General features: G+C 70.1%; 12 protein-coding genes and 1 pseudogene. 4 read left to right on the top strand and 9 right to left on the bottom strand.

From position 1 onward, the window contains the following. Window positions 1–356: 356 nt before the first annotated feature. Together HMPREF2581_RS29750 and HMPREF2581_RS29745 are read left to right on the top strand one after the other, a co-directional pair. Complete coding sequence (locus HMPREF2581_RS29750) at window positions 357–1,271, top strand: LysR family transcriptional regulator (protein WP_003136351.1); 915 nt, start codon at window positions 357–359, stop codon at window positions 1,269–1,271. Between the two features lie 114 nt (window positions 1,272–1,385). Next, the gene (locus HMPREF2581_RS29745) at window positions 1,386–1,655 is read left to right on the top strand and encodes a hypothetical protein (protein WP_003089681.1); all 270 of its coding nucleotides are present in this window, start codon (window positions 1,386–1,388) and stop codon (window positions 1,653–1,655) included. Window positions 1,656–1,789: 134 nt separating this feature from the next. On the opposite strand, the gene HMPREF2581_RS29740 is transcribed toward HMPREF2581_RS29745, so the two are convergent. The 6 genes from HMPREF2581_RS29740 to hflK (HMPREF2581_RS29715) form a co-directional block, all read right to left on the bottom strand. Continuing rightward, the gene (locus HMPREF2581_RS29740; protein WP_003116899.1) at window positions 1,790–2,335 is read right to left on the bottom strand and encodes a DUF4946 domain-containing protein; all 546 of its coding nucleotides are present in this window, start codon (window positions 2,333–2,335) and stop codon (window positions 1,790–1,792) included. Continuing rightward, on the bottom strand, window positions 2,332–4,317 hold the full coding sequence (locus HMPREF2581_RS29735) for a cation-translocating P-type ATPase (RefSeq protein ID WP_003139213.1): 1,986 nt from the start codon (window positions 4,315–4,317) through the stop codon (window positions 2,332–2,334). The genes HMPREF2581_RS29740 and HMPREF2581_RS29735 overlap by 4 nt, the downstream gene beginning before the upstream one ends. A 28-nt stretch (window positions 4,318–4,345) precedes the next feature. Next, window positions 4,346–4,780 carry a hypothetical protein gene (locus tag HMPREF2581_RS29730; protein WP_003089693.1) on the bottom strand — a complete coding sequence of 145 codons (435 nt, stop codon included), beginning with the start codon at window positions 4,778–4,780 and terminating at the stop codon, window positions 4,346–4,348. Between the two features lie 153 nt (window positions 4,781–4,933). After that, complete coding sequence (hflK, locus tag HMPREF2581_RS29725; RefSeq protein ID WP_003139212.1) at window positions 4,934–5,974, bottom strand: protease modulator HflK; 1,041 nt, start codon at window positions 5,972–5,974, stop codon at window positions 4,934–4,936. Further along, the gene (hflC, locus tag HMPREF2581_RS29720) at window positions 5,971–6,984 is read right to left on the bottom strand and encodes a protease modulator HflC (protein WP_003139211.1); all 1,014 of its coding nucleotides are present in this window, start codon (window positions 6,982–6,984) and stop codon (window positions 5,971–5,973) included. The genes hflK (HMPREF2581_RS29725) and hflC overlap by 4 nt, the downstream gene beginning before the upstream one ends. An 11-nt stretch (window positions 6,985–6,995) precedes the next feature. Beyond that, window positions 6,996–8,996 carry a protease modulator HflK gene (hflK, locus tag HMPREF2581_RS29715; RefSeq protein ID WP_070867407.1) on the bottom strand — a complete coding sequence of 667 codons (2,001 nt, stop codon included), beginning with the start codon at window positions 8,994–8,996 and terminating at the stop codon, window positions 6,996–6,998. Between the two features lie 688 nt (window positions 8,997–9,684). On the opposite strand from hflK (HMPREF2581_RS29715), the gene HMPREF2581_RS29710 reads away from it, so the two are divergent. Both HMPREF2581_RS29710 and HMPREF2581_RS29705 read left to right on the top strand, forming a co-directional pair. Next, complete coding sequence (locus HMPREF2581_RS29710) at window positions 9,685–10,656, top strand: polysaccharide deacetylase family protein (RefSeq protein WP_003139209.1); 972 nt, start codon at window positions 9,685–9,687, stop codon at window positions 10,654–10,656. Then, entirely contained in the window at window positions 10,653–11,528 is an 876-nt protein-coding gene (locus tag HMPREF2581_RS29705; protein WP_003139207.1) for a hypothetical protein, read from the top strand. Before HMPREF2581_RS29710 ends, HMPREF2581_RS29705 begins: the two co-directional genes overlap by 4 nt. A gap of 46 nt (window positions 11,529–11,574) precedes the next feature. Here HMPREF2581_RS29705 and gcvT read toward each other — a convergent pair whose 3' ends face one another. From gcvT to glyA, 3 genes and pseudogenes are all read right to left on the bottom strand, one after another. Next, on the bottom strand, window positions 11,575–12,696 hold the full coding sequence (gene gcvT, locus HMPREF2581_RS29700; RefSeq protein WP_003136335.1) for a glycine cleavage system aminomethyltransferase GcvT: 1,122 nt from the start codon (window positions 12,694–12,696) through the stop codon (window positions 11,575–11,577). Between the two features lie 93 nt (window positions 12,697–12,789). Next, entirely contained in the window at window positions 12,790–14,166 is a 1,377-nt protein-coding gene (locus HMPREF2581_RS29695) for an L-serine ammonia-lyase (protein WP_003139205.1), read from the bottom strand. Between the two features lie 47 nt (window positions 14,167–14,213). Continuing rightward, a pseudogene (glyA, locus tag HMPREF2581_RS29690) lies at window positions 14,214–14,532 on the bottom strand (serine hydroxymethyltransferase); the annotation flags it as partial.

Below are 14,532 nucleotides of genomic sequence, written 5' to 3'. Positions count from 1 at the left end.
GGCGATGAAGCGACTCGACATGCTGGTTTCTCGTTCGGGGTTGATGCGGCGGGTTGGCTTCCAGTCTAGAAGGCGCAAGGAAATCCGTGGCCGCCTACGGGGGCGGGCAGGTGCGGTCGGCCACGGAGCGACGAGTCGCGACTACAGGGTAAAAGCCCCGGCGGCCTTCCCGGTAGCGCGTCCAGGCGAAAACCGTTTTCGCTGAGAACGAACGCTGCGGCGCCTTTCGATTGGGTAAGCTTGCTCAGGGCTGGATCGATTTAGCTTGCGAATCAAGCGGATAGAAAGCCCAAGGAAAACGACCAGGAGGAGCCGAGAATGCGTCGAGCGATTGCCACTGTATCGTGGGCCCACCGATGAGCCTGCGCTTCGACGATATCGAAGCCTTCCTCAACGTCGCCGAACTCAACAGCGTGACGTCGGCGGCCGAGCGCATGAGCCTGTCCAAGTCGGTGATCAGCAAGCGCGTCAGCGATCTCGAACGACGCCTCGGCGTCCGCCTGCTCTATCGCACCACGCGCAACGTCGAGCCGACCGAGGCCGGGCATTTCTTCTACAAGGCCGCCAAGGCCTCGCTGCAGGAACTCAACAACGCCGCGGAGATCGTCGCCCTGCGCGAGAACGACCTGTGCGGCGAATTGCGCATCGTCACCCCGATGAGCTTCGGCACCCTCTGGCTGTCGCCGATCATCGCCGACTTCATGAGCCAGCACCCGCGCCTGGAGATCGTCCTGCAGATGGACGACCGCCTCACCGACTTCGAGAAGGAAGGCTACGACCTGAGCATCCGCGTCACCCGCCTGGACGACAGTTCGCTGATCGCCCGGCCGCTGGCCAACAGCCAGCGGGTGGTCTGCTGCAGCCCCGACTACGCGGAACGCCACGGCACGCTGGACACCCTCGAACAACTGATGCAGCACGAGTGCCTGGGCTACAACAACGCCACGCCGAGCCAGGTCTGGACCTTCGAACCGGCGTTCCCCGGTGCCAAGCCCCGCGCCGTCTCGCCACGCGGACGCTTCAGCAGCAACAACGGCCAGGCCATGCGCGATGCCGCCCTGCGCGGCCAGGGATTGGCGTTGCTGCCGCTGTTCATCGTCGCCGAGGACCTCAAGAACGGCCGCCTGGTGGACGCCGCGCCCAGCCTGCGCCCACTCGACGACGTGATCTACGCGATGTATTCGCGGGCGGCGGCGATGTCGCCGAAGGTCAAGGCGTTCATCCAGCATCTCCAGCAGGCGCTGTCGATCCCGCCCTGGGGCAACGGCTGAGCGACCGAACCATTCCGGCGACGCTCCGGTCAGATACTGGGCATGCGGAGAAGACTCCCAGGAGCCTGTCGTCTCTCCCCCGTCCGGCCACCCGGCCCACAAAGGAGAACTGCCATGATCGTGCGTACCCTGCTCATCGCCGCCGCCCTGCTCGGCGGCACCGCCCAAGCCGCCGAAAGCACCGACCTGTGCGGCGCCAACCTGCAGAAGCTGGACGATATCCTCGCCGTGCGCGGCAAGACCTCGGTCACCGGTGCGCGGGTCACCGAGGTCAAGGAACTCCAGGCCAAGGCCAGGCAGGACCAGGCCAGCGGCGACACCAAGGGCTGCATCACCGCCACCACCCAGGCCCTGCAGATCCTGCAGAACGCCGGGAAGAAATGATCCGCAACAGACGCAAGGCGGATAACCGCAAGCGGTTATCCGCCCTACCCCAATGCAACCCTCCGTAGGGCGAATAGCGCCGCAGGCGGTATCCGCCGACACTCCAGCCCCGCCCCGACCGCGTCCGATTTCGCTCACTCGAAGCGCAGGCTTTCCCGTACCGCGCGGATTTCCGCCTGGCTGGCGTCGTAGGCCTCGGCCAGGCCGGCATAGGACAGCGAATAGGCCGAGGTCTTGCCGGCCGCGGTGAGCAAGGTCTGCTTCATCACCACGGCGCCGCGCTGGCGAATGGTGCAGGTGGTCTCCAGCGCCGCCAGCCCGCCGGTGGTGGACGGCTGCGGCGAGGTGCAGGCGGTCTGCAGGCCGTTGCGCAGGAACTCGATCTGCACCAGCTTGCGCATGTGCCCGAGGACTTTCTCCAGGTTCACTGCCTGCCCGCTCTGCAAGGGCATCCGCGTCACTTCCATCACCAGTGCCTGGGAGCCGTCTGCCTGCAACTTGACCGCGCGCTGGCGCTGGCCGGCGCCGGCCTGGCCGGGCTGCGCGGCGGGCAGGTCGCTGACCTGCCAGCCCGCCGGCCAGCGCGCCATCGACGCCTCGGCCAGGCTCAGCGCGGACAGCGTGCCGACCGCCAGGGCCAGCCAGCGCCAGCCGTTGCGTCGCGTTTGCGCCTGCCTCACGGTGTACCCTCCTCTTCGCGTCCCTCCACGGCCGGCCGGGGCTGCCCGAGGGGCTCCTCGAAACGCAGCAGGCGTCCGGCATTGCCCAGCACCAGCAAGGTGCTGAGGTTATGCAGCAGCGCCGCGACCATCGCCCCGGCCGCGCCGAGCAGGCCAAAGGCTGCCGCGGCGACGATCGCCAGGGTCCAGCCGAGGCCGATCGCCACGTTGACCTGCAGGGTCCGCCGGCATTGCCGGCTGAGCCGCACGCAGGTGCCGAGCCGGCGCAGGTCGCTGCCGATCAGCACGATATCCGCCGAGGCCAGGGCGATATCGGCGCCGCCGGCACCCATTGCCACCCCGACCACACCGGCCTTCAGCGCCAGCGAATCGTTGATGCCGTCGCCGACCACCATCGGCCGGAAACCGCTGCCGATCTCCGCGCCGACCTGGCGCAACTTGTCCTCCGGCAACGCCTGCGCCACCAACTGGCGAATCCCCACCTGCTTGGCCACGGCGTCGGCCACCGCCTGGCGATCGCCGGTCAGCAACAGTTGCCGGCCCAGACCCAGTTCGCGCAGATCGGCCAGGGCCTCGGCGGCCTCCGCGCGTACGCTGTCGGCCAGCAGCAGCCAGCCGAGGAAGCGCCCGTCCAGGGCGATTCCGGCGATCGGTCCCTCGTGCGCCGGCACCTCGCCGGCGTCGATGCCCAGTTGCTGGAACAGCTCGGGCCGGCCGAGGGCGGCTTCGCCCGCCGCTGTTCGTGCGACCACGCCGAACCCCTGGCGTTCGCGGATATCGCTCAATGGATGATAGGCATCGTGCGCCGCCAGGGCCGCCAGCGCTCGGCTCACCGGATGGCTGCTGGCGGCGCCGAGGCTGGCGGCCAGGCGCAGCACCGACGCCTCCTCGGCGGCATCGGCCAGGCGCAGCGCCTGCAGACGCAGGCTGCCGTGGGTCAGGGTGCCGGTCTTGTCGACCACCAGCGAAGTCAGGTCCGCCAGCTCCTCGAGGAAGGCCGAGCTGCGGATCAGGATGCCATGACGGGCGGCCACGGCGATCCCGGCGATGGCCGTGGCCGGGGCGGACAGCACCAGGGCGCAGGGACAGGCGGCGACCAGCACGGCGAGCATGGCCTGGGCATCGTTGGTGACGAACCAGGTGACGGCGGCGATCAGCAACACCAGCAACATGTACTGCCCGGCGTAGCGCTCCAGCAGGCGGGTGATCGGCGGCTTGGCGCGCTCGGCCTGCTGCATCAGGCCGATCACCTTGCCCAGGGTCGAGGCCTCGCCGGTACGGGTTATCTCGATGCGCAGCAGGCCGTCGAGGTTGATCGCGCCGCCGTAGACCTCCATCCCCGGCGCCACCTCGAGCGGCACCGACTCGCCGGTGATCGGCGCGGTGTCGAGACTGGCCTGGCCTTGCAGGACCCGCCCGTCGGCCGGAACCCGGTCGCCGGCGCGCACTTCCACCTGGTCGCCCGCCCGCAGGCTGGCGTTGTCCACCTCGCTCAGGCTGCCGTCGGCCTCGATCCGCCGGGCATGGCTGCGGGTCAGTTCGCCGAGGGCGGCGATGGCCTCCTGGGAGCCGATCACGCTGCGCTCCTCCAGCACGTGGCCGAAGATCATGATGATCGGCAGCAGCGCGGCGGTCAGCAGGTCGCCGCTGGCCCAGGCGCCGAGCATGGCCAGCGCGATCAACTGGTCGGTGACGCCGTGCAGGCTCGGATGCCGCAGGCTGTCCCAGGCCGAGCGGGCCACCGGCAGCGCCACCAGCAGCGACGCGACACCGAGCAGGATCTGGCTGACCCCGGCCTGGTCCGCCGCCAGCCAGCGCCAGGCCAGGCCGAGCAGCAACAGGCCAAGGGCGAGCATCGCCAGGCTCAGCTGGCGGGCGGCGCGGCGCTGCTCGTCGCGGCTGAGCAGGCCGCCGCCGAACGGCAGGTGATGATGGTGATGCGCGCAGCCGCCATGGCTGCCGTGGGCGGTCGGCTCGCTCATGCGCACCTCCCGGGGCGAGCCGCGGCGGCTATTGCGGGAAGCGCGCGTCCGGCCGGCGTACGTAGTCCAGGGCTTCCTTCTCGGTGAGTTCCCAGATCTGCTTGACCTGCCCGTTGTTGTCGCTCTTCAGGCCGACGAAACTGCCCTTGAGCTGGGGCATGCGGCCATAGACGATGAACAGGTTCTGCGCCGTGCGGATGCGCACCGACGGCGCCACCGAATAGCTGACGGTCTTCTTCCCCAGCCCCAGGGTGAGCACGCTGCGCAGCAGGCTCTGCTTGGGCTTCTTCAGGGTGATGACCGGGTACTGCGCGCTGGCCACGAAGCCCACCAGCATGTCGCTCGGCAACTGCCGCGCCAGCGCCTCGCCGCCGCACAGCAACAGCGCCAGCCCGCACAGCAGGGCCCTGCCCGGTGATAGCCGCGCACCGTTGCCCGTGAATGGAATACCGCCTGCCGTCATTGCCCGTCCCGTTCGCCTGGTTGTTCGACTCGGCGCCGCGTTCCGCTGGCGGAAGCGCGTACCGAAGGTTGATGCCGACGCAGGGTAGCCGTTTCACGTTCGCTTGTCCGTCCATTGTTTCACAGCCCGCGAAGGGCACCGTCGGGCAGCGGCTCATGGCTGCCCGCCTTGCAGAATCAGGCGGCCGTCGTCGCGCGGATCGACGCTGCCGACCGAACCGGCCTTGCCGAGGATCGCCGGCACCCGTTCGCGGTACAGGCGCCAGAGCAGGCCGGGATCGGTCGCGCCCAGCGCCGGGGCCAGGCCAACGATGCTGGCGGTGTCGCGGCGCGCCTGGGCCAGCCGTTCGCCGGCCTCGGCGCGGGCGACCTGCAGGGTGCGGTCGGCCCCCTCGGTGGCCGCCTGAGTGAGTTTCTCCGCCTCGGTGCGCGCCTTGGCGACGTTCTGCTCGGCCAGTTGGCTGGCGGTCAGCACCGCGTTGAAAGCGCTTACCGCATTGCGCGGCAGGCTCGACTGCACGTCGACCCGCACCACCTGGATGCCCAGCCCGCTGCCGGCCGCGGCCAGCGCCGCCAGGCTGTGGTTGATGCCCTGCACCAGGTCGCCGCGCAGGCGTTCGCGGCGCTCGGCGACCGCGCTGTCGTTGCCGAGCAACTCCGGGCGCGCCACCAGGATGGTGTCCAGGTCGCGCGCGGCGCAGACCTGCACGGCGTTGCGCGCCACCAGCCGGTCCAGCGCCGGCAGCACGTGGGCGCCCTGGAGGACGTAGTCGTACGGGTCGTCGACCTTGTAGAACACCCGCACGTCCAGTTGCACCACCCCGGCGTCGCCGGTCAGCAGGTAGCCGGAGCCGGCCAGCGCGTCGCTGGACAGGCTGACGTCGAGGTCGGCGCGACGCGCCTGCTCGGAGCGCAGCAGGCCCTCGACGCGGCGTTCGATCACCTGTTCGGCGGACGGCAGCAGCACCACCTGCTCCAGCGGCTGCGGCCAGGCCAGCAGCAGGCCGGGACCGGCCAGGCGCTCCAGCGCGCCCAGGCGCAGCACTACGGCGCGGTTCTCCGGGCCGATCTGGCGGACGTTGGAAAACACCCAGGCCAGCGCCGCCAGGAGGGTCACGCCGAACAGTGCGAGGAACGCCAGGCGTCCGGCCTGCAGCCAGGGGCTGCGCAGCCCCTCGTGCGCTTCGTCGCTCATGGCCGGCGCCCGTTGGCCGGCGCTTCGGCGGGGAGCGCCGGCGGCCCGTCGACCAGCACGCGGAACGGTGCGGCATCGGTGCGCAAGACCAGGCGGGTATCGCCGTTGACGATGGTGCCGAGGGTGTCCAGCGAGCGCAGCAGGTTGTACAGCTGCGGCGAACCGGCGTAGGCCTTGCCGTAGATGCGCGCCGCCTCGACCCGCGCCTGGGCCTCGATCTCCGCGGCTTTCACCGAAGCCTCGGCCTGGATCACCCGGGCGTCGCGCTCCGCCGCCGAACGGATCTCCGCGGCCTGGCGACGGCCCTCGGCGGTACGCTCGGTGGCGATGGTCTCGCGCTCGGCGCGCATGCGGTCGACGGTGGCGCCGAGGGTCACCTTGGGCAGGGTCAGGCGCTCGATGCCGACCTGCACCACCTTGACCCCGTAGGTCGCCAGCAACTGATTGTCGATCTGTTCGCGCAGGCGCGCTTCGAAGTCGCCGATACGCACCCGCGACGCCTCGGTATTCACCAGGTCGGCCAGGTCATAGGCGCTGGCGGTGGTTTCCAGCGCCGAGCCGACGAAGGTGCGCAACTGCCGGGCAGCCTCGTCCGGCTGGTTGCGCACCGCGCGCATGAAGCGCTGCACGTTGTCGGCGTCGCCCTGGACCTGCCAGGCCACGTAGGCCTGGACGATGATCCGCAGGCCATCGCGGGTGCCGACGTCCTGCAGGCCGCTGGAGGTGGTGCGCAGGCGCAGGTCGACCGGGATCGCGCTCTCGAACGGCAACGGCAGGCGCCAGGCCAGGCCCGGTTCGAGCAGGACCCGCGCCGGGTTGCCGAAACGGGTGATGACCATCGCCTCGCCGGAACGCACCTGCACCAGGCAAGCGGCGGCGACGGCGAACAGCACCAGCAGCGCGGCGACCAGCAGCCGGCGCCAGGGCGGCGCGGCCTGTGCGCCATGGCCGTGATCGTGATCGTGATGATGCTCGTGGTGGCTGTGCGAGTGGGAGTGACCGAGGCTCAAGAGCGCTCTCCTCATGGTGCGGATTGCCCGGCCGCGGACGCCGGAGCGGCGGACGGACGGGACGAAGACGGGGAATCCAGGCGGCCGAGGCCGAAGCTGCGCAGGTCGATGGTCGGCGCGCCGGCGCCGGCGATGCGGTGGTCGATGAGCAGCAGGTTGGCCTTGCCCAGGCCGAGCCCGAGCTGGCGGTAGTAGGCCTCCAGCAGGAAAGCCTGGCTGGCGTCGGCATAGCCTTCCCGCTCGGCGGCGAAGCGCCGGTCGGCGGCCTGCGCGGCGGCCAGGGTCTCGCGGGCCTGCGCGCTGGCCCGGTCGTGCGCCACGCTGGCCTGTAGTTGCGCCTCGTTGCGCTGCGCGGCGGCCTGCCCGCGCTCGCGGGCGATCAGCGCCTGGGCGGTGATCTGCGCGGCCTGCACCGCGTGGTAGGCGTTCGCCGCACCGGCCGGCGGATGGATCGCCTCGACCGCCGCGCCCAGTACCTCGACGCCGCTGCCGAGGCGGTCGAGATCGGCCTGCACGGCCTGGCCGATCTGCTCGGCCAGGCCCGCGCGCTGCTCGCCGAGGACCTCGTCGAGGGTCCGCGAGGCGAAGGCATGCACCAGTACGCGGCTGGCGGTGCTGCGCACCAGCGTCGGCACGTCGGCGCTGCGGTAGGTCGCCGCCAGCGCTGCCGCGTCGTCGAGAGCGATGCGGTAGACGATGCGCACGTCCATGTTGACGATCTGGAAGCTCTGCCGGCGGTCGGCCAGGCTGGCGATGACCTGCGATTTCTCGCTGACGTGGGAGGCGTCCCACAAGCGGTTGGCGCTATCCGGGGCCGGACCTTCGGCGGGCGCGAGCGGCTCGGCTCCGCCGTCGCCGGCGGCGACGCTGGTGGCCAACTCGTGGACCACCCCGTTCTCCACCGCCAACACCCGCCCCAGCGGCCAGGGCAGCCCCAGGTGCAGGCCGGGGCCGAGCACCGCGACCGGCTTGCCGAAGCGCTCGTAGACGCCCCGTGCATCCATGCCGATCTCGCGTACGCCGCTGAGCAGCCAGCCGCTCAGCGACACCACCGCCAGCACCGGCAGGAACGCCCGCCGCATGAAACCGAAGGCCCAGACCTGGCGCAGGTCGATGCCGAAGCGCTGGTGCAACTCATGCTGCAGACGCTGCAGGGGACGCGGCGGCCAGCGCAACAGGTCGGCCAGCAGGCTGGTGGCGACCAGGCGCGGTTCGAGGCCGGCACGCTGCGGCGCGAACATCGCCAGGATCGCCCTGCCCAGCAACTCCAGCGCCAGCGCCGCCGGCAACAGGCCGAGCAGTACCGCCAGGCGCGGGGCCCAGGGGTGTCCCTGGCGAGCCAGGAACAGACAGAGGGCGGCCAGCACCAGGGTACCGATCAGCGCCCGCGCCAGTTGCCCGAGGGCCGGGGCTTCCGGCCACTGCGCCGGCCCTTGGCTGGCGAAGCGACGTTCCAGCACCAGCACCGCGAAGGCCAGCAGCAGGCAGATCCCGATGGCGAGGTCGGCCGCTTGCCCGGAACTGGCCGACGGCAGGTCGAGACGCCAGCCGGCGGCTACCAGGCACAACGCCAGCGCCGCGCTCGCCGCCAGCCACAGCGCAGCGTGCCCGAGCTGGGCCAGGCCGTGGGCGATGGCCTGGCCCAGGCGCTCCAGCAGCCGTTCATAGGCGCTGTCGGCAGCGGCGTCGGGTTCGCCCCGCTGCCAGCGCAGCCAGGCAGGCCGCGCGCTGGCCTCCGCGCCGAGGACCACGCAACGCCAGGCCGCGACCCGGTAGGCCGCGTGCAGACCGGCGAACAGAACCAGCCAGGCCGCGCCGAGGTTGTACAGCAGCGGCGGCCAGAGCGAGTCGGCGGCGAACAGGCCGATGAAGAACCCCAGCACAGCGCAGGCGGCGGCCAATGCGACGCTGGCCGCTGCCCATCGCCACAACTGGCGCAACTGCCGGGGCGCCTGCTGGAAACGCGGCAGCGATTCGGCGGCGACGCCCTCGGCGTCCAGGTCGACTCTCATCTTCACTCCAGGCAAAACTCGAAGGTGCCGGCCAGGCCGGCGCAAACGTCCGCAACTTTATAACAATGCGCGTTAAGAAGTTGTCATGATTTGAAAAACAGTCTGCATCCCCAGGCTCTTGACTGGAAGACGAAAGACTGGGGGCAACCCACTTGGCAAGCCCCCATCCAACCGAAAGGTTCTAAGCAGCCGGGAAAAACCACCGGAGATCCGCGCAAACGACCATTCGTCGGCAATTTTCATTCGAAACGGATTTCTTATAACCAATCCGCATAGGCCTGCCGGCTCCCCCGCTTCCCCCTCAAAGGCACGCCGCTCCGGGCCTCCACGCGTAGCCAGCAGGACTTTTCGCATAGCCTGACGGTTTTATAACAGCGGCAAAGCGTCAATAATTCGACTATCGACTGTGGTAGCGTCAAAAAAGAATCACATCGATCCTTTGCAGCGTTATCCGGTGCCATGCAGTCCTTACCGAACACCCGCCGGGTCCCCGCCAAGCCCCGGTTCGAGCCACGCGTTGGCGTGGCCGCAGCAAACGTTTGTGCGGATTACCCAGGAGGCTCGCCCATGACCGAATCGACCGCCGGGGCCGGAGTTCACGGCGCAGCGTCCGGACAGGCTGGCGAAAGCCCTGCCGCGCACGCGGAACCATCGCCGGTGACGGATCGTCGATGAGCCGGGGGATGCCATGCGAAGCCTGATCGGGATGACGTTCCTGAACTCCTCCGTGGGCCAGCGCCGGCTGCGCCAGAACGGCATCGTGCTGCGCCTGGGACGGGTAGTCGCGGATCGCCGGCGCGCGGCCCTGCCGCACCGGCAAGGGCGCTGCCTCGACCGCCAGGGCCTGGAGACCCTGCTGCTGTGGCTACAGCGGCACTTCCTCTGCGTGCCCCTGGAACACCTGCTCGAGAGCCCCGCTCCAGCCTGCTTGCGGATCGCCCTGAGCGTCGACGGCAACCCTGCGGAACTGGCCGAGCTGGTCTACCCGCTGCTGGAGCGCTACGAAATGCCAGCGAGCGCCTTCATCGGCGGCGACCCGCGCAGTTGGCGCGAAGCGGTCGCCGACACCCTCTGGCAGGCCGATGCGGCTACCGCCGAGCCATTGCTGGAACTGCTGGAGCGTTACGGCGGCGCTGCGCTCATGCGGGTGCTCGAACGCACCGGCGACGACCAGCGTCGCAGCCGTAGCCTCGACCTCCTCCTGCGCAAGCTGGAACGCCTCGACCCGGCTTCGCAGCAGGCCTTGCGCGCGGCCTGCACGGCCCCCGCGGCGTACGGCGCGGGCGATTGGGAACGGGTCCGCCGCCTAGAAAACAGCGGCCTGGTTCGCTTCGGCCTGCACGGCCAGGACCCGCACCCAGCGACAGGCCTTTGCGCCGAGGACTGTCTCGGCCGCGCCCACCGCCAGCTCCAGCAGCATTGCGCCGCCCCTCTGCCGGTGTTCTGCCAAGCTCGCGCCACGCCCGCCGCGACGCCTGCGCAACCCGGCCTGCGCGCCGCCCTCGGCCGGCTTGGCTACCGCTTCGCCTTCGGCGCGCGCAATGGCCTGGTGGATACCCGTTGCGACCCGCTGGACCTGCCGCGCATCGAGGTGGACGCGGCGATCGCCGCCCGTCCCGGCCGGCTGGCCTGGCGCATCTATCGTGGAGCCCGTCCATGAGCACGGCCTCTAGCCCATTCCCAAGGAGGCGCGACAGGCAGTCGCCCTCCGCCGGAAGACCGCCCGAACCACGGGAAGCGAACGCGCCGTCGCCCGCCACGCCGCAGCGACGCCGCTCTCAGGGATATGGCCAGCCCAGCTGGCCCGGTATCAGCAAGGATCGTCCCATGACTGCAGACACCCCTACCTCTGTCGCTACCATCAACCACCTGCTGCTCGGCGCGCCCTACACCAGCCCACTGGTGATCCCCGGTGACTGGCTGGTCGACGAACTGGAAGGCGCCGTGGAAGTCGGCGGCTTCACCGACGGCCTGTTCCGCTGGCCGACGCGCAAGCGCAGCGGCCGCCCTTCGCCGATTCTCTGCGGCGACCTGCTGCGCGCGGTACGTACCGAATGCGCCGAGTCGGTGCAGTTCTGGTGGGGTTTCAGTCCGAGCCTGGTGGGACGCTGGCGCCGCGCCCTCGGCGTGACCCGCCGCAACAATCCCGGCGACCAGGCGGTGGCGCGCGCCCGCGCCGCCCTCGCCCGCTCGCTGGACCGCAAGGCGCCGCCGAAAGCACCGGCCGCCTGGTCCAGCGAAGAGGTCGAGTTCATCCGCCGCCACGGCAGCAAGCGCAGCCTGGCCTGGTGCGCCTACATGCTCGGCCGCAGCTACCAGAGTGTCGCCAGCAAGGCCGAGGAGCTTTCCCCGCACAGCCAGCGCGACCGCAACAATGCGATCTGGAGCAAGTCCGAGGAAGACCTGCTGCGCCAGCACTACCAGCAGCGCGGTTCGCTATGGTGCGCGCAGCAGACCGGCAAGACCCGCGCGGCGGTATTCCACCGAGCCAAGAAGCTCGGCCTGCAACGGCAGCGGCCGAAACACCCGTGAGGCCGGTCGCCGCCCTCTCCCGCCGAAGCGAGAGAGGGCCAGGGGCTCAACCGCGGTAGTAGCGCTGCGCCACGAAGGGCATCTTGCTGACCACCAGGGTCACCGGCTTGCCGCGCACCATCGCCGTCACCTCGCTGCCCAGGCCGGCCAGTTCGTTCGGCACGTAGCCCATGGCCAACGGCGCGTTGAGGCTCGGACCGAAACCGCCGCTGCTGACCTTGCCGATCGCCCGGCCCTGGGCATCGACGATCTCGGCGCCCTCGCGCACCGGCATCCGCCCCTGCGGCAGGAAACCGACGCGCTTGCTGGCAACGCCCTGCGCCTGCTGGGCAAAGATCCGCTCGGCGCCGGGGAAGCCGCCGGCGCGCACGCCATCGGCGCGACGCGCCTTGGAAATGGCCCAGCCGAGGCTGGCTTCGACCGGCGTGGTGGCGCTGTCCATGTCGTGGCCGTAGAGGCACAGGCCGGCTTCCAGGCGCAGCGAGTCGCGCGCGCCGAGGCCGATCGGCGCCACTTCCGGCTCGGCCAGCAGGCGCCGCGCCAGGGCCTCGGCATGGGCGGCGGGCACGGAGATCTCGTAGCCGTCTTCACCGGTATAGCCGGAGCGGCTGACGTAGCAGTCCTGGCCGAGCAGCTCGACACGGGCGAACTGCATGAAGGTCATTTGCGCCACCTGCGGCGCCAGGCGCTCCAGCACCCGCACCGCCGCCGGTCCCTGGAGGGCGAGCAAGGCACGCTCCTCGAACAGCGGCTCGACGCTGCAACGGCCCTCCAGGTGACGACGCAGGTGCGCCAGGTCCTGGTGCTTGCAGGCGGCGTTGACCACCAGCAGCAGGCAATCGCCGAGGTTGGCCACCATCAGGTCGTCGAGGATCCCGCCCTGCTCGTCGGTGAACAACGCGTAGCGCTGCTGGCCCACCGGCAGGTCGAGGATGTCCACCGGCACCAGGCTTTCCAGGGCCAGCGCCGCATCGGCGCCCACCAGGCGGATCTGGCCCATGTGCGAGACATCGAACAGACCGGCCTGCTCGCGGGTGTGCAGGTGCTCCTTGAGCACCCCGGCCGGGTACTGCACCGGCATGTCGTAGCCGGCGAAGGGCACCATCTTCGCCCCCAGTTCCAGGTGCAGGGCGTGCAGGGGCGTCTTGGCGAGGGTTTCTGCGGTCATGTTTCACTCCATGGCATCCCGGCCTCCTGTCTGCCGGAGAGCCGCGATCGATTGTCGGGAAAGAAAAAAGAAGCGCCGGCGCAGCGGCGCGGTTCAGCATTCGATGATGTTCACGGCGAGGCCGCCGCGCGCGGTTTCCTTATATTTGCTTTTCATGTCGGCGCCGGTCTGGCGCATGGTGCGGATGACCTTGTCGAGAGAGATGAAGTGCTGGCCGTCGCCGCGCAGGGCCATGCGCGCCGCGTTGATCGCCTTCACCGAAGCCATCGCGTTGCGTTCGATGCAGGGCACCTGGACCAGCCCGCCGACCGGGTCGCAGGTCAGCCCGAGGTTGTGCTCCATGCCGATCTCGGCGGCGTTCTCGACCTGCTGCACGCTACCGCCGAGCACTTCGCAGAGCGCCCCGGCGGCCATCGAGCAGGCCACCCCAACCTCGCCCTGGCAACCGACCTCGGCGCCGGAGATCGAGGCGTTTTCCTTGTAGAGGATGCCGATCGCCGCGGCGGTGAGCAGGAAGCGCACCACGCCGTCGTCGTCGGCCCCGGGGATGAAGCGCGCGTAGTAATGCAGCACCGCCGGAATGATCCCCGCCGCGCCGTTGGTCGGCGCGGTCACCACGCGGCCGCCGCTGGCGTTCTCCTCGTTCACCGCCAGGGCGTAGAGGTTGACCCAGTCGAGCACGCTGAGAGCATCGCGCAGGCCGGCCTCCGGCCGCTGGCACAACTGGCGGTGGAGCGCCGCCGCGCGGCGCCTGACCTTCAGTCCGCCGGGCATGATGCCCTCGTTGCGGCAGCCGGCCTCGACGCAATCCTGCATCACCTGCCAGATACGCAGCAGGCCGGCGCGGGTTTCCTCGGCGGGGCGCCAGGCCTTCTCGTTCTCGGCCATCAACTGGCTGATCGACAGGCCTTCGCGGACGCAATGGTCGAGCAGTTGCCGCGCGGTCTTGAAGGGGAACACCAGCGGCGTGCGGTCCTCGACGATGCGGTCGAGGCCGGCGGCCTCATCGTCGACCACGAAACCGCCGCCCACCGAGTAGTACTCGCGGCTGCGGACCTGCAGGCCGGCGGCGTCGAAGGCACGGAAGATCATGCCGTTGGGATGGTAGGCCAGCGGCTTGCGGATCAGCGCCAGGTGTTCCTTCTCGACGAAGCGGATCGGCCGCTCGCCGAGCAGGCGCAGCTCGCCGCTGGAACGGATGGCATCGAGCCGGGCGGGAATCGCGGCGGTATCCACCGTGTCCGGCTGCTCGCCCTCCAGGCCGAGCAGTACCGCCTTGTCGCTGCCGTGGCCCTTGCCGGTGGCGCCGAGCGAGCCGTACAGCTCGACCTTGACGCTGGCAGTGGCCTCCAGCAACCCCTCGCGCCTCAGCCCCTCGGCGAAGCGCGCAGCGGCACGCATCGGCCCCACGGTGTGGGAGCTGGACGGCCCGATGCCGATCTTGAACAGATCGAAGACACTCAGGGACATGCTCGTCTCCGCTTGCGGATTGGCCGCCACCACGGCGGCGTTCCTGTTCAATCAGCGTAGACCGGGAAGTGCCGGCAGAATTCGCCGACCTGGCCCCTGACCCGTTCGCCGACCTCGGGATTGTCGATATCGTCGAGGATGTCGCAGATCCAGCCAGCCAGTTCGCGGCACTCGCCCTCGCGGAAACCGCGAGTGGTCACCGCTGGGGTGCCGATGCGGATGCCGGAGGTGACGAACGGGCTCTGTGGATCGTTCGGCACGGCGTTCTTGTTCACCGTGATGTGCGCCGCTCCGAGCGCCGCGTCGGCGGCCTTGCCGGTCAGCCCCTGCTTCACCAGGCTGATCAGCATCAGGTGGTTGTCGGTG

The organism is Pseudomonas sp. HMSC057H01 (assembly GCF_001836405.1).
Lineage (GTDB): Bacteria > Pseudomonadota > Gammaproteobacteria > Pseudomonadales > Pseudomonadaceae > Pseudomonas > Pseudomonas aeruginosa.
Note: the sequence above shows the minus strand (reverse complement) of the source record. Positions and strands in the feature narration are given on the sequence as shown.

Coding starts and splice junctions, on each gene's coding strand:
- HMPREF2581_RS29750 (WP_003136351.1), top strand. CDS start 357: ATGAGCCTGCGCTTCGACGATATCGAAGCCTTCCTCAACGTCGCCGAA.
- HMPREF2581_RS29745 (WP_003089681.1), top strand. CDS start 1,386: ATGATCGTGCGTACCCTGCTCATCGCCGCCGCCCTGCTCGGCGGCACC.
- HMPREF2581_RS29735 (WP_003139213.1), bottom strand. CDS start 4,317: ATGAGCGAGCCGACCGCCCACGGCAGCCATGGCGGCTGCGCGCATCAC.
- HMPREF2581_RS29730 (WP_003089693.1), bottom strand. CDS start 4,780: ATGACGGCAGGCGGTATTCCATTCACGGGCAACGGTGCGCGGCTATCA.
- hflK (WP_003139212.1), bottom strand. CDS start 5,974: ATGAGCGACGAAGCGCACGAGGGGCTGCGCAGCCCCTGGCTGCAGGCC.
- hflK (WP_070867407.1), bottom strand. CDS start 8,996: ATGAGAGTCGACCTGGACGCCGAGGGCGTCGCCGCCGAATCGCTGCCG.
- HMPREF2581_RS29710 (WP_003139209.1), top strand. CDS start 9,685: ATGCGAAGCCTGATCGGGATGACGTTCCTGAACTCCTCCGTGGGCCAG.
- HMPREF2581_RS29705 (WP_003139207.1), top strand. CDS start 10,653: ATGAGCACGGCCTCTAGCCCATTCCCAAGGAGGCGCGACAGGCAGTCG.
- gcvT (WP_003136335.1), bottom strand. CDS start 12,696: ATGACCGCAGAAACCCTCGCCAAGACGCCCCTGCACGCCCTGCACCTG.
- HMPREF2581_RS29695 (WP_003139205.1), bottom strand. CDS start 14,166: ATGTCCCTGAGTGTCTTCGATCTGTTCAAGATCGGCATCGGGCCGTCC.